This window comes from Streptomyces sp. NPDC002499, from assembly GCF_053595415.1.
Genome location: NZ_JBSFXO010000010.1, coordinates 448,503 through 466,190, shown reverse-complemented (window position 1 = coordinate 466,190; position 17,688 = coordinate 448,503). Strand labels below are relative to the sequence as shown.

The window sequence follows — 17,688 nt, the reverse complement described above, 5'->3', positions numbered from 1 at the left end:
CGGCTGTGAGGTGCGGTGCTTCTTGGCCGAGCCGAGCGGGGTCTGGTGCGTGCAGCTGCAAGGCGGAGGAGGGAGTCGACGCGGAGCGTCGGCGACCGACGACAACGCCGCAGATGTGCGTGCCAGGGCCCGCGACGCCGACATGATCCGCCGGACAGGCCCTAAGGGGGACCGGCGGCCCCTCCTCATGTGTGCGTCGCGGGGGGGCGAACTGGCCGGTGGGTCAGCCGAGTTCCGGGCTCAGTTCGTCGTGGACGTCGTGGACCACGTGGTCCAGCAGGTCGGCGTACGCGGCGATCATGCGGGTGCGGCTGAAGCGTTCGCGGCCGGCCGCCAGGGCGTCGGAGAGGATCGCGCGGTCGGTGACCGCGGCGGACCAGGCGTAGGCGATCGCGTCGGGGTCGAAGGGGGTCACGAAGCCGTGGCCGGCGACGATGGACGCGCTGTCGCCGACGTCCGTGGTGACCGGGACCGCGCCGCACATCATGCCCTCGATCAGGCACAGCGGCGCCGCCTCGCCGGAGGACGAGGTGAGGGCGACGACGTCGGAACCGGCGTACACGCTCTCCATGTCCTGCCGTACGCCCAGCAGATGCACCCGGTCGGCCGCGGCCGCACGGTCGTCGCCGAAGGCGATCTCCATGTCGGCCCACAGGGCGGGGTTGGTGTCGGTCATGCCGGCGCCGCACATCACGACGTGGCCGCCGCCCTCACGGGTCAGCCAGGCGCGGGCGGCCCGCAGGAAGAGGGAGACGTTCTTCATCTGGGCGTAGCGGGCGGCGAAGACGACGACCGGGGCCGTGGCGGGGATGCCGAGGGAGGTGCGGAAGGCGAGTCGCGCGGCCGGGTCGGGGCGGAAGCGCAGGAGGTCGACGCCGTTGGGGATGACGTGGAGGAGGTCTCCGGGGATGCCGGCGGCCTCGTAGGCGTCGCGGGTGGACTCGGCGCAGCAGACGCAGGCCACGACCTTGCCCTCGTCGATGGCGGCCTTGAGCTCGTCCAGGGCCGGGCCCTGGTTCTCCGGGTCGGAGCGGTGCAGGCACACCACCACCGGGCGGCGCGGCAGGCCCGCCTGGTTGAGGAGGGCCAGGGGCTGCTCCTTGAGGGAGAGGATGACGTCCGCGCCGGCCATCGCCCGGGCCGTGTCGGCCAGTTCGGGCCCGGTGAACACGGACGCGGCGACCGTGCCGTCGACCAGGCCGGCGCTGCGGCCCAGCGAGGTGACGTCGATCCCGCCGGCCGTCAGTGACCGGTAACAGGCGTCGTCCTCCATCCGCTGGGTCGTGGCCTCCCGGTGCACCTCACCGTGCAGACTCAGCACCCGATGCCACTGCTGACTGCCTTCCACCAGTCCCAACAGCACATCGCTGTGCACGATCCGGGCTCCTCCGGAGAAGAAACCCTCGTAGACCGACAGCACACGCAGCCCGCGCCTCGCACGCACACGACCACCCGCCTTGCACCAGATCGAGCCATCCCCGTGAAGCCAGCGGGTTAGGCGTTATGAGGCGGTACAGACGTTTCAGACGAATGAACGCGGCGTCTCGTGTCGAAGTCGTCTGCGTTTACTCGGAACGCGTCGGTCCGCCCGCCCGCGCCACCTTCCCGCTCGGACTTCGCCCACCTCCCTGACCTGCTGCTTTGTCGCACGCCACAGGCCGCGCCGGTCCAGTGACCGGCGCGGCCCAGGGCAAAGAAAACGGCAAGGACGATACCCGGACGGACCAGGGTGTAGGCCGTGAGAGCGACCGGGCGAAACAGAGCTGCCTGCTTGGCTTACTTGCCTTACTTGCCTTACTTGCCGCAGAACTCGGAGTCGATGACCGCCACGCTGTCACCGGACCAGTCGCCGTTGAAGTTCAGCGCGAGGCTGTGCCTGCCGTCGGCGGTGGCGACGGCCTCGCTCGTGGAGCCGTGGATGCCTCCGCTGTGGCCCCAGACGGAGACGCCGCAGGAGAGGTCGTACCGGATCAGGCCCAGTCCGTAGGCGGCGTTCGGGATCTGCGGCGAGGAGACGGTGGTCTTCATCTCCTTCAGCTGCCGGGGCGGCAGCAGCCGTCCGCCGAGGAGCGCGCGCACGAAGCGGTTGAGGTCGGCCGAGTCGGAGATCATCGCGCCGGCCGAGGAGGCGGCGGTCGGGTTGAGGCGCGTGACGTCGTAGGTGGGTCCGGTCGCCGTGTCGGCCAGCTTGGAGTAGGCGCGGCTGCTGGGCGTGCCGACGGTCGTGCGGTCGCCCGGGACCGAGGTCTCGTCGAGGCCCAGCGGTTCGATGACGCGCTTGTCGATCTCCTGGCCGTAGGAGTGGCCGGTGACCTTCTCGATGACCATGCCGGCCAGGACGTAGTTGGTGTTGGAGTAGTTCCAGGAGGCGCCGGGCGCGAAGTCCGGTTCGTGGGTCAGGGCGAGGTCGACGAGGTCGGCCGCGTCGCGGTGGTCGTAGCGGTGCTTGAAGAAGCCCTCCGGGCGGAACAGCTGGCGCTGGAACTCCTCGTCGGACGTGTAGTCGAAGAGGCCGCTGGTGTGGTTGAGCAGCTGCCGGAGCGTGATCTTCCGGCCGTCGTTGCCGTTGCCCCGGACGACACCGGGCAGCCACTCGTCGACGGTGTCGTCGAGGGAGAGCCTGCGTTCCGCCTCCAGTTGGAGGAGCACGGTGGCGACGAAGGTCTTGGTGATGCTCGCGATGCGGTAGTGGTCGTCGGCCGACCGCGGGGCGCCCGTCCGCAGGTCGCCCACGCCCTCGGTCGCCCGCCAGGTGCCGCGGGTGTCGCGTGCGGTGGCCGTCACGCCGGGTACCCCGTCCGCCACGGCGGCCCGGATCGCCTCACGGGTCGCGTCGTGACCCCGGTCGGCGGGTGCCGCGAAGGCGGGAGCCGCCAGGGCCAGCGACAGCACTGCTGCCGTCGCCGCCACGGTCGCCCGTACACGTACGGTCATGTCTTTCCCCCTGTCTCGCCCGCTCGCCGTCGGAGCGGGTCGTGGTCCGTTCGGGGGCGAAGACCTGAGGTGATCGGCGTGGGTTGCTCGGCCGTGGACCGGTTGAGCGGCTTTCAGCCCTTCTTCAGAACCAGCTCCGTGTTGCGGTCGGTGGCCTTGCCGCCGAGCACCTTGCTGGCGCCCGGGGCGTTGTAGGAGACCTCGCGGTAGAGGGCGGCCAGGCCCGTCTGGGAGAGGTCGGCGAAGTCCGTCCGGTGCGGGGCCGCGGACTCGACGAGCGTGGTGAACAGGGACAGCGTGCCGTCCTTGTTGTCGGCGATCTCGATGACGCGGGCGAGCTGCGGGTAGTCCACGTGCGAGGCGGTGGAGATCTCCCAGAAGGACCGGCCGTCGGGCGCCGAGTGCGGGGTGATCTCGTTGCGGTGGATGTGGCCGTTCACCCAGGCGAGCACGTTGCGGTGGCTGCCGAGCAGGGCGATGACCTCCTGGCCGTTGTGCCGCCGCTCGCCGGGACGCGCCGGGTCGGCGTGCGAGGTGTTGGTCATCGAGTGGCTGGTGTGGTGGCTGAAGACGATGACGTACGAGTCCTTGTGGTCCCGCAGTTGCCGGTCCAGCCACTTCAACTGGGCCGAGCCGATGGACCCTTCGTAGTGGCCGCCCGGGTCGGTGGTGTCGAGGCTGATGCCCACCACGTCGTCGGCGATGCGGAAGGTGTAGTACTGCGTGCCAGCGGCCAGGTTGGCGCTGGAGTAGCCGTGGCCGACCGGGCCGACACCCTGGTGGGCGGGGTCGAGGTGGGCCTTGAGGTAGTCGGTCGCCGTGTACGGCGCGCGCCTCTCGTCCGGCGTGACCGAGCGCATGTCCCGGGTGTGCGCCTTGAGCAGGTCCCGGAAGGCGAGGCCCTTGGGGTCGTTGCCGCTCTTGATGAGCTTCTGGAGCTTGGCCGACTCGGACGCGGACAGCGACATGAGCTTCTTGCCGCCGACCGCGAACTCGGCGAGCCAGGAGTCGCCGTGGCCGTAGCAGCCCAGCGGCAGGCTGTCGTGGTTGCCGACCGTGGAGTACCAGGGCAGGTTGAGGCCGGGGCTCCGCACCTCGCGGATCGCGGCGTTCAAGTAGCCGCCCAGGTGCGGGAAGCCGAGTTGCTTGTCGCCGTCGCGGATCGTCGAGTCGGGCTGCCAGAACAGTTTGCTGCCGCTGTTCTGGACGCCCTCGTAGTGGCGCGGGTCACCGGTGTTGGGGGTGATCCGGCCGCCGCTCATGATGGTCAGGAACCACTCCAGCTCGGACTTGGCGTTGTTGTCCGTGTTGTCGCCGGTGGTCATGGCGAAGTGCAGCGGGCTGCCGGTGACGGGCGCCCCGCGCAGCGCGTTGACCCGCTCGACCAGCGAGACCGCGCCCTGGACGGTGAGCGCCTCGTGCGGGCGCCAGGCGTGCCGGTCGGCGGAGCGGACGTACTCGAGCCGCATCGGGTGCTGGCTGTCGATCAGGTGCAGGTCGGTCAGCTGCACGAACGCGGCGAGCGCGGTACGGCGGCCGGCCCGGCCCGACTTGGCGGCGGCCAGCTCCCCGCGCACCACGCGGGACCAGCCGGTGCCCGAACCCAGGCGCCGGAAACCGGAGTTGGTGCGGGGGGCGGCGACGGAGGCGAGGGTGGTGCCCTTGGTGTAGGGCGCCAGGGGGGCGGCCGGGGCCTGCCGGGAGTCGGCGACCGGGGCCTGGTGGGCGATGCCGCTCGCGGGTGTGGCGGAGGCGGCCTGGCTGTCGGTGGGCCGCAGGGCGTAGCCGACGCCCGCGGAGACGGCCGCCGCTCCGGTGACGGCGAGGACGGTACGGCGGTTGACCGCCGGCTTGGGACCGGCGACAGAGCGTATGCGCGACATGGCGCGATCTCCCCGAGTGCGAACGCGTCGGCAGGGTCGCGGGACGATCGCTGTCGCGAACTTCCCGCTCGCTCTGGAGCCTTGGCACCGGGAATGACCTGCGCGTGAACGAGGCCGCAACGCGCAGCGCCGATCACCGTACGTCGATCTTGGACTACCCTCCGCGCCCACGACCGCTCCTCGGACGGCCCGGAGCCGGTCACGCACTGTTCATCTTTCGGGGTACTGAAGCTATTCCGGAGCTATTCCAGGCGTCCCGCCGCCGGCCGCTCGCGCCACAGCCGCAGTCCTACGTCGACCAGGCCGACGCGGCGCAGATCGGCCACCTTCTCCAGTGGATGCCAGGCCGCCAGGTCGGTGGAACCGCCGACCTCGGGGCGCAGTTCGCCGCCGGTCACCCGGCCCTCGTAGACGAGCCGTACGCCGTGCCGGTCGACGGTGCGGCCGAAGCGGTGCGTGGTCGTGAGGCGGAAGGAGTCCACGCCGAGCAGTCCGGTGACCTCGATGTGGTAGCCGGTCTCCTCCTCGACCTCGCGCAGGACAGTGTCGTAGGGGTCCTCGCCGTGCTCCATGCCGCCGCCGGGCAGCGTCCACTCCGGCCGGCCGTGGCGGTCGGTCCAGCGGGCCAGCAGGATCTGGTCGTCGCGGACGCACATGGCGTAGGCCGCCACCCTCAGCTTCTTGCGCACTCACACACTCCCGTTATAACCGTTGTCCTTGACGTCAAGAGTTAAGGTGGGAGGACGCAGCCGGTCGTAAGGAGCTCCCATGTCCACCGCCCTCCCCGACCCGCGCCCCCTCACCGGCGAGCCCCTCGCGCTCGATCTTCTCAATACGCGGTGGGTGGCGGAGGGGTCGGCGCACGATCTGCTCACCGACACCGACGGACTCGCGGTGTGGCTCGGCGCGAACGGTCTCGCGGACCGGTTCGCCGCGGACGCGACGACCCTGCGGCACACGCTCGGGGCGCGCGACGCGCTGCGGGCGGCCGTGGCCGGGGCGCCGGGCGCCGCCGAGGCGGTCGACGCCGTGCTCGGGCACGGGCGGATCCGGGCCACGCTCACCGCCGAGGGACCCGGGGAGCGCCCCGAGTTCGCCGACCCGGCGTGGGGTCCGGCCTGGCTGGCGGCGCGCGGCTATCTGGAGCTGCTGACGGCCGCCCCCGACCGGATCCGCGGCTGCGCCCACGAGACCTGCGTCCTGCACTTCTTCGACACCTCGCGCAACGGCACCCGCCGCTGGTGCTCCATGGCCGCCTGCGGGAACCGCGCGAAGGCCTCGCGGCATTACGCGCGCTCGAAGGAAGTGTGAACCTTGGTGTGATTTGCCGGGGTTGACGGGTATTGACCTCAAAGGGCATCGCGGGTTTTCCCCATACATCCTCATCATGTCGGTCAACACTTCCCAAACAACTGTCCCTTGGGTAAAGCTGAGCGATCGTTCACGCCCGTTCCTTTACCTCCAAGGGATGCCGATGACCCACTCCCCCCAGCGCGATCCGATATCCGGCGGTGCGAGACGCATGGCGCGGATCGCCGTGGCCGCCGGCCTGGTCGCCGCGCTCTCCGCGGCGGGGCCGATACCCATGGCCTTCTCCGCGGACGACCCGGCCACCACCACCCCGGCCGACGACGTCGTCAAGTCCGCGCACGACAAGCTCGGTTCCGACGACGCGGACCTGCTCGCCGAGGCCAAGGCGGCCGGCGACAAGAACGTCACGATGATGATCGCGACCGCTCCCGGCCAGACCGAGCAGGTCGCCAAGCAGCTGGACGCGGTCAGCGGCGGCCTCGTGGGCCGCACGTTCGACAAGGTCGGCTACGTCAGCGCGACCGTCCCCACCACGAAGGCGGACTCGGCCATCGCCGCCGCCGTCAAGCTCTCCTCCGTGCACGGCATCGACCTGCGCGAGGAGATCCCGCTGGACGACCCGAGCACCAAGAGCGCGGGCAAGTCCGCCTCGGCGGCCGTGACCTACCCGGCGCCGAGCAAGAAGACCCCCGCCGAGAACCCGTACAACCCGTCCTTCGAGACGGGTGCCGTCGACTTCGTGCAGGACCACCCGAAGGCGGACGGCCGCGGTGTCACCATCGGCATCCTCGACTCGGGCGTGGACCTCGGCCACCCCGCGCTGCAGAAGACCACCACGGGCGAGCGGAAGATCGTCGACTGGGTGACCGCGACCGACCCGATCGCCGACGGCGACGCCACCTGGCGCGGGATGGTCACCTCGGTGTCCGGACCCACCTTCACCTACCAGGGCAGCACCTGGTCGGCGCCCGCCGGCTCCTACCGGGTCAGCCTCTTCAGCGAGAGCGCCACGACCGGCGGCGACGCCGCGGGCGACGCGAACCGTGACGGGGACACCACGGACAAGTGGGGCGTCCTGTACGACGCGGCCGCCGGCACCGTGCGGGTCGACCTCAACAACAACCACGACTTCGGTGACGACACCCCGATGAAGCCGTACAAGGACGGCTTCCAGATCGGGTACTTCGGCACCGACAACCCGGCGACCGACGTCGTCGAGCGGCAGCCGTTCGTCGTCGAGATCCGCAAGGACGTCGTCTACAACGCGGCCGGCGCGAAGGCCGACTTCGTCAACATCGGCGTCATCGAGTCCGAGCACGGCACGCACGTCGCCGGCATCACCTCCGCCAACGGCCTGTTCGGCGGCAAGATGAACGGCGCGGCCCCGGGCGCGAAGATCGTCTCCTCGCGCGCCTGCACCTGGACCGGCGGCTGCACCAACATCGCGCTCACCGAGGGCATGATCGACCTCGTCGTGAACCGCGGTGTCGACATCGTGAACATGTCGATCGGCGGCCTGCCCGCGCTGAACGACGGCAACAACGCGCGCTCCGAGCTGTACACGCGGCTCATCGACACCTACGGCGTGCAGCTGGTCATCTCGGCCGGCAACTCCGGCCCGGGCGCCAACACCATCGGCGACCCCGGTCTTGCCGACAAGGTCATCTCGGTCGGCGCGACCATCTCCAAGGACACCTGGGCGTCCAACTACGGCTCGGCCGTGAAGACCAAGTACGCGATGATGCCCTTCTCCTCGCGCGGTCCGCGGGAGGACGGCGGCTTCACGCCGACCCTGTCCGCGCCGGGTGCGTCGATCAACACCACCCAGACCTGGCTGCCGGGTGCCCCGGTCGCCGAGGCGGGCTACACGCTGCCGGCCGGCTACTCCATGCTCCAGGGCACCTCGATGGCGTCCCCGCAGGCCGCGGGCGCCTCGGCGCTGCTGCTCTCGGCCGCCAAGCAGAAGAACATCGAGCTCACGCCGCTCACCCTGCGCACGGCCCTGACCTCGACCGCCGACCACATCAAGGGTGTGCAGGCGTACGAGGAGGGCGCGGGCCTCATCAACATCCCCGACGCGTGGGAATCCATCAAGGACGGCGCCACCGCGCACGACTACGCGGTGAAGGCTCCGGTCGACACCGCGATCGACTTCGCGCTGAAGACGCCGGGCTTCGGCACCGGTCTCTACGACCGCGAGGGCGGCCTGAAGGCCGGCCAGAAGAAGACGTACGACGTCACCATCACCCGTACGTCCGGTGCGGACAAGGCGATCCGGCACGAGCTGCACTTCGAGAACAACGCCGGTGACACCTTCAAGATCCTCGGCTCGGACGAGCCGAAGCTGCCGCTGAACCAGCCGGTCACCGTCAAGGTGCAGGCCAACCCGAAGTCCGCGGGCCTCAAGAGCGCCATCCTGGAGCTCGACGACCCTAAGACCGAGGGCCTGGACAAGCAGATCCTCACCACGGTCGTCGTCTCGGCGCCGGTCAAGTACACCTACTCCGCGTCGAGTTCGGTCCAGCGCAACGCCACCCAGTCGTACTTCGTGACCGTGCCCGAGGGCGCCAAGTCGCTGGAGGTCGCGATCGGCGGGCTGAAGGACAAGAGCCAGACCCGGTTCATCGCGATCCACCCGTACGGCGTTCCGGTCGACAACACCTCGACGCCGTTCTGCTACAACAACTACCTCGACGGCAACGGCTGCCGGCCCGACGTGCGTTCGTACGCCGACCCGCAGCCCGGCGTCTGGGAGATCGAGGTCGAGTCGCGCCGCACCTCGCCGCTGCTCGACAACCCGTACAAGCTGACCGTCTCCGCCTACGGCGCGGCCTTCGACCCGGAGGTCGTCACCGTGCCCGAGGCGAAGGTCGGCACGCCGGTCGCCGCCTCCTGGAAGGTGACGAACAACTTCGCCGCCATCGACGGCAAGCTGGCCGGCGGCCCGCTCGGCTCCGCCAAGTCGGCCCGCCCGACCATCACGGAGGGCGTGACGCAGACGACCACGGTCGATGTGCCCGCGGGCGCCAAGTCCCTGGACGTCGCCATCGGCAACGTCTCCGACAACGCCGCCGACCTGGACCTGGTGGTGCTCAACGCCGCCGGCACCGAGGTCGGCAGCTCCGCGGACGGCGACTCGGAGGAAGCCGTCTCGGTGCCCAACCCGGCCGCCGGGACGTACACGGTCCAGGTCATCGGCTACTCGGTGCCGTCCGGCTCCACGGCCTACGACTACCAGGACGTGTTCTTCTCCGCCGCGCTCGGCGCGGTCACCGTCGACGAGTCGGTGCCGGTGAAGCTCGGCACGGGCCAGTCCACGACCGTCTCCGCCAGCGTCACCGCCGCGGCGGCCGCCCCGGAGGGCCGCGAGTTCTTCGGCCAGGTCCAGCTGGTGAACGGCAACGGCACGGTCGCCGGCCTCGGCAGCGTGAAGATCGAGAAGGTCACCCCGTAGTCGGTGGTGAGCCGTAGCAGGTGATACGGCGGTGAGGGCGGGCGTCCGTACGGGCGCCCGCCCTTTCTCACGCGCCCTTTCTCATCCGCAGGGCACGTGGGCCGACTCGGGCAGCGCCTGGAGGATCCCGGCGCGTTCGCGGGCGACCGAGCGCTCGCCGACGACCACGTAGTCCGCGACGGACGATCCCTTCTGCACGCCCACCAGGACGTGCTCGCCCTTGTGCAGGCTCTTGCGGACGGCGTCCTTCTCAAGGACGACGGTGACCTGCCCGGCGGTGTTCTCCGGCTTGTACGCGCGGGTCACGTCCAGGGTGATCCGCTGCCGGCCCGAGGTGCCGTGCACCCAGGCCGTCCTCGCGACGTCGCCCTCGACGACCAGCCGGGCGCAGGCGAGATAGCCGGGGCTGGTGAAGGGGGAACCCGCCGCGGAGTCCGCCTCGGAGCTCACCGCCTTGTCGCCCGCGGAGTCGCTGGTCGCGTCGGCCCCGCCGCCGGACTGTGCCAGCAGCCAGCCCATCCCCACCAGGACGGTCCCGGCGGCGGCCACGGCCACGGTGGCGAAGGCGAACCTGCGCACCCGCCGCAGGTCGCGGGGTGCCCGTACCGGAACGGGCTTCTTCCGCGGCTGCTCGGGGTCGGCCAGCGCGTCCCCGATGAGCCCCAACTGCTCGCGCAGCAGCGCCACATCGGCCTCGGCCTCGCGGAACTCGGTCATGAACGCGTCGTCGGTCCGGACCCCCGGTGCGGGAGACTCCCCCGTGATCGCCGCCATGAGCGCGTCGGTGTCGTTGTGTTCGGCGGTCATCTCACACCACCTCGTCCTCGTGCAGGCGGGTGCGCAGGGCCCGTACCGCCGTGTGCAGTCTGCTCTTGACCGTGCCCTCGGGGATGCCGAGCTCGTCGGCGATCGAACGGACCGGCAGATCGGCGAAGAACCGCAGGACGAGGACCTGGCGCTGGGAGTCGGGCAGCTCGTCCAGGCCCTGGGCGACGGAGAGGGAGAGCACGCTGGTGTCCTCGCCCGAGGGGTGCTCCAGCTGGCGCAGGGACGCCAGCCGCTCGCCGATCCGCTCCTGGCGGCGCTTGGCGCGATGCCAGTCCATGGCCAGGTTGGAGGCGACGACGGCCGCCCACGCGGACACGTCGCGCGGGGCCTCGTCGCCCTTGGCCGCCCGCTCCAGGAGCCGCAGGCGGACCTGCTGCACCCCGTCCGGCAGGTCCGCCTGCGGTACCCCGCCGAGCGCGAGCACCGCTCTCACCCGGCGTTCCTGAGCCGCGTCCAGAGGATCACCGTGATCGTCCCTCTGGGCACGGCGGGCCTTTCTGCGCAGCACAAGCCACCCCCCTCACCGCGTTTCCTCTACGACGCCGGCGGGCCCGGAAACGTTCGGCGCGGGCCCGGGAAATTTTCTGGAGGCGTACGTCACACCATGCGGCCGGCGTCCCATTCCTCGGGCATGCGCGGCAAAGAATTGGACAGGCTGACCCGGGTCGGCCGCATGATGGAAACGCCGCAGACGTACAGGAACAGGTAGAGGAGTCGCTGTGAGGGTCGGAATCGTCGGAGCCACCGGTCAGGTCGGCACGGTCATGCGCAGCATCCTCAAGGAGCGGAACTTTCCGGTCACCGAGCTGCGTCTGTTCGCCTCGGCCCGCTCGGCGGGGACGGTCCTGGACGGGGTGACGGTGGAGGACGCGGCGACCGCCGACTACTCCGGTCTCGACATCGTGCTGTTCTCGGCGGGCGGCGCGACCTCGAAGGCGCTGGCGGAGAAGGTCGCCGCGCAGGGCGCGGTCGTGATCGACAACTCCTCGGCGTGGCGCAAGGACCCGGACGTACCCCTCGTGGTCTCCGAGGTGAACCCGCACGCGATCGTGGACCGGCCCAAGGGCATCATCGCCAACCCGAACTGCACGACGATGGCCGCGATGCCGGTGCTGAAGCCGCTGCACGCGGAGGCGGGTCTGGAGGCGCTGGTCGTCGCCACCTACCAGGCGGTGTCCGGCTCGGGTCTCGCGGGCGTGGCGGAGCTGCACGGGCAGGCGCAGAAGGTCGTGGCCGACGCGGACAAGCTGACCCACGACGGCAGCGCGGTCGACTTCCCCGAGCCGCAGGTCTACAAGCGCCCGATCGCCTTCAACGTGCTGCCGCTCGCCGGCTCGATCGTCGACGACGGCCTGAACGAGACCGACGAGGAGCAGAAGCTCCGCAACGAGTCCCGCAAGATCCTGGAGATCCCGGGGCTGAAGGTCTCCGGCACGTGTGTCCGCGTCCCGGTCTTCTCGGGCCACTCCCTCCAGGTCAACGCGCGCTTCGCCCGCCCCATCACGCCGGAGCGCGCCACGGAGCTGCTGGGCGGCGCCCCGGGCGTGGCCCTCTCCGACATCCCGACCCCCCTCCAGGCGGCCGGCCAGGACCCGTCGTACGTCGGCCGCATCCGCGCCGACGAGACGGCCGAGAACGGCATCGCCCTCTTCATCTCCAACGACAACCTCCGCAAGGGCGCGGCGCTGAACGCGGTCCAGATCGCGGAGCTGGTGGCGGCGGAGCTCACGGGCTGACGCCGGTCCGGACCGGGATTCCTCGCCCCCGCCGCCCCTACCCGTCCCATCCTTCTGGGGCTCCGCCCCAGACCCCGCTCCTCAAACGCCGGAGGGGCTGAATCCGGGCCGCCGTACCTCGTAGAGGAAACAGCCGTACTCGACGGCCCGGACGTGGACCAGTGCCACGGACGGGTCGTCGAAGGCGTTTCGGAGGGCTTCGTCGTCCGGTGCCTCGACCAGCCGGCCGCCCAGGATGTGGCCGTCGGTGGAGTAGCGGCGCAGCACCCGGTGGGCGTTGTCGAAGGGGTGGGCGGAGTCGGTCGCCGGGCCTGTGCAGTCGTCCGCGTGGATGAAGACCGGGCCCTGCTCGTCGTACGCCCCGGGCCGCGCCCCCGTTTCCGCTGCCCAGCGGCGCAGTGGGGCGTACGAGACCAGGGCGATCCGCTCCCCCGGCTCGCTGCGGCGGAGGCAGCAGCGGAGGGGGGCGCCGCCCTCCTCGTCGAGTACGGGAACCATTCGGGCGCCCGCGTCGTCAGCAGAGCGCAGCTCCTTCAGGACCGTCGGGTCGACGGGTCGTGCGGTGTAGGTCGTCATGACTCCAGGCTCGCGCTCGGCCCGCCCGCTCACCGGCGGGAAATGGACATCGCGTTCCCATCAGGTCCCGTGGAAGGATGGCGCAACCCACACATAACGAGGAGATGACCGCGTGCCTGGCACAAACCTGACTCGCGAAGAGGCGCGGCAGCGGGCGAAGCTGCTGACCGTTGACTCGTACGAGATCGATCTCGACCTCTCCGGCGCGCAGGAGGGCGGTACCTACCGGTCCGTGACCACGGTGCGCTTCGATGTCGCGGAGGGCGGCAGCGAGTCGTTCATCGACCTGGTCGCCCCGGCGGTCCACGAGGTGACGCTGAACGGCGAGCCGCTGGCGCCCGCCGAGGTCTTCGCGGACTCCCGGATCGCGCTGCCCGGCCTGCTGGAGGGACGCAACGTCCTGCGGGTCGTCGCGGACTGCGCGTACACCAACACCGGTGAGGGCCTGCACCGTTTCGTCGACCCGGTCGACAACCAGGCCTACCTCTACACCCAGTTCGAGGTCCCGGACGCCCGCCGCGTCTTCGCCTCCTTCGAGCAGCCGGACCTGAAGGCGACCTTCCAGTTCACCGTGAAGGCGCCGAGCGGCTGGACCGTCGTCTCCAACTCGCCGACGCCCGAGCCCAAGGACGACGTCTGGGTCTTCGCGCCGACGCCGCGCATCTCGTCGTACATCACGGCGCTGATCGTCGGCCCGTACCACTCGGTGCACAGCGTCTACGAGAAGGACGGGCAGAGCGTGCCGCTCGGCATCTACTGCCGGCCCTCGCTCGCCGAGTTCCTCGACTCCGACGCCATCTTCGAGGTCACCCGGCAGGGCTTCGAGTGGTTCCAGGAGAAGTTCGACTACGCGTACCCGTTCCAGAAGTACGACCAGCTCTTCGTGCCGGAGTTCAACGCGGGCGCGATGGAGAACGCGGGCGCGGTGACCATCCGCGACCAGTACGTCTTCCGCTCCAAGGTGACGGACGCCGCCTACGAGGTGCGCGCGGAGACGATCCTGCACGAGCTGGCCCACATGTGGTTCGGCGACCTGGTCACCATGGAGTGGTGGAACGACCTCTGGCTGAACGAGTCGTTCGCCACCTACACGTCGATCGCCTGCCAGTCCTACCACCCGGACTCCCGGTGGCCGCACTCGTGGACGACCTTCGCCAACTCCATGAAGACGTGGGCCTACCGGCAGGACCAACTGCCCTCCACCCACCCGATCATGGCCGAGATCAACGACCTCGACGACGTCCTCGTAAACTTCGACGGCATCACGTACGCCAAGGGCGCGAGCGTCCTGAAGCAGCTCGTGGCGTACGTCGGCATGGACGAGTTCTTCGCGGGCGTGCAGGCGTACTTCAAGCGCCACGCCTTCGGCAACACCCGCCTGTCCGACCTGCTCGGCGCCCTGGAGGAGACCTCGGGCCGGGATCTGAAGGCCTGGTCGAAGGCGTGGCTGGAGACGGCCGGCATCAACATCCTGCGCCCCGAGATCGAGACGGACGCCGACGGTGTCATCACCGCCTTCGCCGTCCGCCAGGAGGCCCCCGCGCTGCCCGCCGGCGCCAAGGGCGAGCCGACCCTGCGCCCGCACCGGATCGCCGTCGGCCTGTACGAACTCGACGAGGACACCGGCAAGTTGGTGCGCGACGAGCGCGTCGAACTGGACGTGGACGGCGAGTTGACGGCCGTACCGCAGCTGGTCGGCAAGCGCCGTCCGGACGTGATCCTGCTCAACGACGACGACCTGTCGTACGCCAAGGTCCGCCTGGACGAGCAGTCGCTGGCCTTCGTCACCGAGCACCTCGGCGACTTCGAGTCCTCCCTGCCCCGCGCCCTGTGCTGGGCCTCGGCCTGGGACATGACCCGCGACGCCGAACTCGCCACCCGCGACTACCTCTCCCTCGTCCTGTCGGGCATCGGCAAGGAGTCGGACATCGGTGTCGTGCAGTCGCTGCACCGCCAGGTGAAGCTGGCGATCGAGCTGTACGCCGACCCGTCCACCCGCGAGGCGCTGCTGACCCGCTGGACCGACGCGACGCTGGCCCATCTGCGGTCCGCCGAGCCGGGCGGCGACCACCAGCTGGCGTGGGCCCGGGCGTTCGCGGCCACGGCCCGTACGCCGGAGCAACTGGACCTGCTGGACGCCCTGTTGGAGGGCACGCAGACGATCGAGGGCCTGGCCGTCGACACCGAGCTGCGCTGGGCGTTCGTGCAACGCCTCGCCGCGGTCGGCCGGTTCGACGAGGCGGAGATCGCCGGCGAGTACGAGCGGGACAAGACGGCGGCCGGTGAGCGGCACGCGGCCAGCGCCCGTTCGGCCCGTCCGACCGCCGAGGCGAAGGCGGAGGCCTGGGCGTCGGTCGTCGAGTCCGACAAGCTGCCGAACGCCGTGCAGGAAGCGGTCATCGGCGGCTTCGTCCAGACCGACCAGCGCGAACTGCTCGCGCCGTACACGGCGAAGTTCTTCGAGTCCGTGAGCGGGGTCTGGGACTCGCGTTCGCACGAGATGGCCCAGCAGATCGTGGTCGGCCTCTACCCGTCGATCCAGGTCTCCCAGGACACCCTGGACCGCACGGACGCCTGGCTGGCCTCGGCCGAGCCTGGTGCGTCGCTGCGCCGCCTGATCTCCGAGTCCCGCGCGGGCGTGGAGCGGGCGCTGCGGGCGCAGGCGGCGGACGCGGCCGCCGAGTAGTTTCCGGTACGACGACGGCGGCGCCGGGCACTGTGCCCGGCGCCGCCGTCGTCAGTGGGCGACCATCCCGCCGGTGACGTTGACGAACGTGCCCGTGATCCCGGCCGCCTGGTCCGAGGCGAGGAACACGGCCGTGGCGGCGACCTCGGCGAGGGTGGGGTTGCGGCGGGTCATGCGCATCCCGGCGAGGCCCTCGACGATGCCCGCCACGGCGGCCTCGTCGATCGCCGGGTTCACCGCGGCGAGCTTCTCGACGGTGAACGTCTCCGGCACCCCGGCCGCCCACAGCCCCACCGCCCGGACCCCGCGCGGGCCCAGTTCGATCGCGAGATTGCGTACGAGGGTGTCGATCGCGGCATCGGCGGGTCCCGTGCCCCCCATCATCGGACTGCCGTGCGCGGAACCGCTGTTGAGGGTGAGGATCACCCCGGAACCCCGCTCGGCCATCCGGCGTCCGGCGGCCCGTGCCGTGATGAAGTTGGCGCGGGCACCGTTGATCAGCGGGCGCAGGAAGTCGTCCACGGGCATGTCGGTGAGCGGGGCGCCCTGGACGTCGCCGCGGGTGACGAGGTTGAAGGAGATGTCGACGTCACCCACGCCGGCGAGGTGCTCCTCCACCGCCGCCTCGTCGAGGGCGTCCACGACGGCGATCTCGGCGTCCTTGAGATCGGCCGCCGCCGCCTGAAGGGTCTCGCGGGTACGGCCCACGAGGTGGACACGGGCCCCCTGCTCGGCGAAAGCACGGGCGACCGCGCCGCCGATGGAGCCGCCCGCGCCGTAGATGATCGCGGTCTTGTCGGTGAGCAGCATGGTGATCTCCTGAGGTGGTGTTCGTTGACACCGATACAGACGCACACCCTCGCGATCAGTCATCGGTCAGAGCCTGAGGGGCAGTCCGAAGGCCGGGAAGAGGTGCGGCTCGAAGGACATGACCTCCACGATCCGGTCGTCGGCGTCGAAGCGGAGCACGTCCAGGACCTGGGCGCGGTAGACGTTCGTGCCGGGCCTGCGGACGTAACCCCCGGTCGCCAGCTGGCCGTTGGCGCGGGCGGGCAGGTTGCGCCAGTGGCCCAGGAACATCGGGGAGGCCGGGTCGAGGTTGGGCCGGACGAAGTCGATGAGGGCGTCGCGGCCGGTGAACCAGAAGGGGTTCGGCGGCATGGTGAGCGTGACGTCCTTGCTGAGCAGGTCGGTCATCGCGGCGAAGTCGAGGCGTTCGACGGCGGCCATGTACCCCTGGAGGACGGCGCGTTGGGCGTCGGTGGGCGCGGCGGCGGTCCAGTCGCCGCGGCGGTCGGGCAGGTGGTCGCGGAGGGTGGGGCGGGCGCGCTGGAGGGCGCTGTTGGCGGAGGCCACGGTCAGGTCGAGGGCCTCGGCGGTCTCGGCGGCGGTGAGGCCGAGCACGTCCCGCAGGATCAGCACGGCGCGCTGGCGGGGCGGGAGGTGCTGGATGGCGGCGAGGAAGACCAGCTCCAGGGTCTCCTTGCCGACGGCGGCGGCCTCGGGCTGTTCCTCCGCCGAGGGCAACTCGTCGTCGGGATAGGGCTGGAGCCAGGTCAGCCGGGCCGGGGCCTCGCCGGTGCCGTGGTTCATGCCGGGGATGGGCTCGTAGCGCTGCGGGCGGCGGGCGGTACGGCGCTGGAAGTCGAGGCAGGCGTTGGTGGCGATCCGGTACAGCCAGGTCCGCGCGCTCGCCCGCCCCTCGAAGGCGTCCCGGGCCCGCCAGGCCCGCAGAAAGGTCTCCTGCACGAGGTCCTCGGCGTCGTCGTACGAGCCGGACATGCGGTAGCAGTGCACCTGGATCTCACGGCGATGGGTCTCGGTGAGCGCGGCGAAGTCGGTCTCGGCGAGGGTGAGTTGGGGGGCGGGGGTGTGCGGGGCGGGGGTGTGCGGGCCCGAGGTCTTCGTCACGAGGGATTCCGTCACGGGGGCTTCCGTCACGGAACCCGGCGTGACGGATTCCCGTGCGGTGTCCCGGGCCGTGCGGGCCACGCGCCGGAGGCGGGCGACGGACGACGACAGGTCCGTCACGCCGGAGTAGAAGACGGAAGGCGGCTGCGGCACCAGCTCCTCCACCTGCCGCCCGATCTCCTTGATCAGCCCGTGCACACTGACCCCGGCGTCCCCCTGCCGCTCCCGGTAGGCCTTCTGCCGGCAGGCGGCGGAACAGTAGACGGAACTCCGGCCCGTACGACCGTTACGAGCGGGCAGCGGCTTCGCACAGACCGCGCAGACGTCGGCGACCACGGGCACCTCCGGGAAATGCGTCACGCGGGGACG

The 17,688-nt window shown here is 70.8% G+C and carries 13 protein-coding genes; 4 read left to right on the top strand and 9 right to left on the bottom strand.

The window, feature by feature from the left end:
- Positions 1 to 223: 223 nt before the first annotated feature.
- The 4 genes from ACWD5F_RS29680 to ACWD5F_RS29665 form a co-directional block, all read right to left on the bottom strand.
- Positions 224 to 1,420: a glycosyltransferase gene (locus tag ACWD5F_RS29680; protein ID WP_451258936.1), complete on the bottom strand. Its 1,197-nt coding sequence runs from the start codon at positions 1,418 to 1,420 to the stop codon at positions 224 to 226.
- A gap of 374 nt (positions 1,421 to 1,794) precedes the next feature.
- Positions 1,795 to 2,934: a serine hydrolase domain-containing protein gene (locus ACWD5F_RS29675; protein WP_451258901.1), complete on the bottom strand. Its 1,140-nt coding sequence runs from the start codon at positions 2,932 to 2,934 to the stop codon at positions 1,795 to 1,797.
- A gap of 113 nt (positions 2,935 to 3,047) precedes the next feature.
- Positions 3,048 to 4,817, bottom strand: coding sequence for a TIGR03767 family metallophosphoesterase (locus tag ACWD5F_RS29670; RefSeq protein ID WP_451258899.1), 1,770 nt, complete (start codon positions 4,815 to 4,817; stop codon positions 3,048 to 3,050).
- A 242-nt stretch (positions 4,818 to 5,059) separates the two neighbouring features.
- Positions 5,060 to 5,506, bottom strand: coding sequence for an NUDIX hydrolase (locus ACWD5F_RS29665; RefSeq protein WP_451258897.1), 447 nt, complete (start codon positions 5,504 to 5,506; stop codon positions 5,060 to 5,062).
- 79 nt (positions 5,507 to 5,585) lie between these two features.
- On the opposite strand from ACWD5F_RS29665, the gene ACWD5F_RS29660 reads away from it, so the two are divergent.
- The gene (locus ACWD5F_RS29660; RefSeq protein WP_451258895.1) at positions 5,586 to 6,128 is read left to right on the top strand and encodes a CGNR zinc finger domain-containing protein; all 543 of its coding nucleotides are present in this window, start codon (positions 5,586 to 5,588) and stop codon (positions 6,126 to 6,128) included.
- 163 nt (positions 6,129 to 6,291) lie between these two features.
- Positions 6,292 to 9,582 (top strand): S8 family serine peptidase, encoded by a 3,291-nt coding sequence (locus ACWD5F_RS29655; protein WP_451258893.1) that lies wholly within the window; start codon positions 6,292 to 6,294, stop codon positions 9,580 to 9,582.
- A gap of 81 nt (positions 9,583 to 9,663) precedes the next feature.
- Here the strand turns inward: ACWD5F_RS29655 and ACWD5F_RS29650 are convergent, their stop codons facing one another.
- Both ACWD5F_RS29650 and ACWD5F_RS29645 read right to left on the bottom strand, forming a co-directional pair.
- Positions 9,664 to 10,389, bottom strand: coding sequence for a hypothetical protein (locus ACWD5F_RS29650; protein WP_451258891.1), 726 nt, complete (start codon positions 10,387 to 10,389; stop codon positions 9,664 to 9,666).
- A gap of 1 nt (position 10,390) precedes the next feature.
- Positions 10,391 to 10,918 carry a sigma-70 family RNA polymerase sigma factor gene (locus tag ACWD5F_RS29645; protein WP_123999994.1) on the bottom strand — a complete coding sequence of 176 codons (528 nt, stop codon included), beginning with the start codon at positions 10,916 to 10,918 and terminating at the stop codon, positions 10,391 to 10,393.
- A 211-nt stretch (positions 10,919 to 11,129) separates the two neighbouring features.
- Here ACWD5F_RS29645 and ACWD5F_RS29640 point away from each other — a divergent pair, with 211 nt between their 5' ends.
- Positions 11,130 to 12,146: an aspartate-semialdehyde dehydrogenase gene (locus ACWD5F_RS29640; protein WP_451258888.1), complete on the top strand. Its 1,017-nt coding sequence runs from the start codon at positions 11,130 to 11,132 to the stop codon at positions 12,144 to 12,146.
- Between the two features lie 81 nt (positions 12,147 to 12,227).
- On the opposite strand, the gene ACWD5F_RS29635 is transcribed toward ACWD5F_RS29640, so the two are convergent.
- The gene (locus tag ACWD5F_RS29635; protein ID WP_451258886.1) at positions 12,228 to 12,722 is read right to left on the bottom strand and encodes a DUF1203 domain-containing protein; all 495 of its coding nucleotides are present in this window, start codon (positions 12,720 to 12,722) and stop codon (positions 12,228 to 12,230) included.
- Between the two features lie 112 nt (positions 12,723 to 12,834).
- Here ACWD5F_RS29635 and pepN point away from each other — a divergent pair, with 112 nt between their 5' ends.
- On the top strand, positions 12,835 to 15,408 hold the full coding sequence (gene pepN, locus ACWD5F_RS29630; protein ID WP_451258884.1) for an aminopeptidase N: 2,574 nt from the start codon (positions 12,835 to 12,837) through the stop codon (positions 15,406 to 15,408).
- Positions 15,409 to 15,459: 51 nt separating this feature from the next.
- Here pepN and ACWD5F_RS29625 read toward each other — a convergent pair whose 3' ends face one another.
- Both ACWD5F_RS29625 and ACWD5F_RS29620 read right to left on the bottom strand, forming a co-directional pair.
- The gene (locus tag ACWD5F_RS29625; RefSeq protein WP_451258882.1) at positions 15,460 to 16,218 is read right to left on the bottom strand and encodes an SDR family NAD(P)-dependent oxidoreductase; all 759 of its coding nucleotides are present in this window, start codon (positions 16,216 to 16,218) and stop codon (positions 15,460 to 15,462) included.
- A gap of 66 nt (positions 16,219 to 16,284) precedes the next feature.
- Positions 16,285 to 17,655 (bottom strand): sigma-70 family RNA polymerase sigma factor, encoded by a 1,371-nt coding sequence (locus ACWD5F_RS29620; RefSeq protein ID WP_451258934.1) that lies wholly within the window; start codon positions 17,653 to 17,655, stop codon positions 16,285 to 16,287.
- Positions 17,656 to 17,688 lie beyond the last annotated feature (33 nt).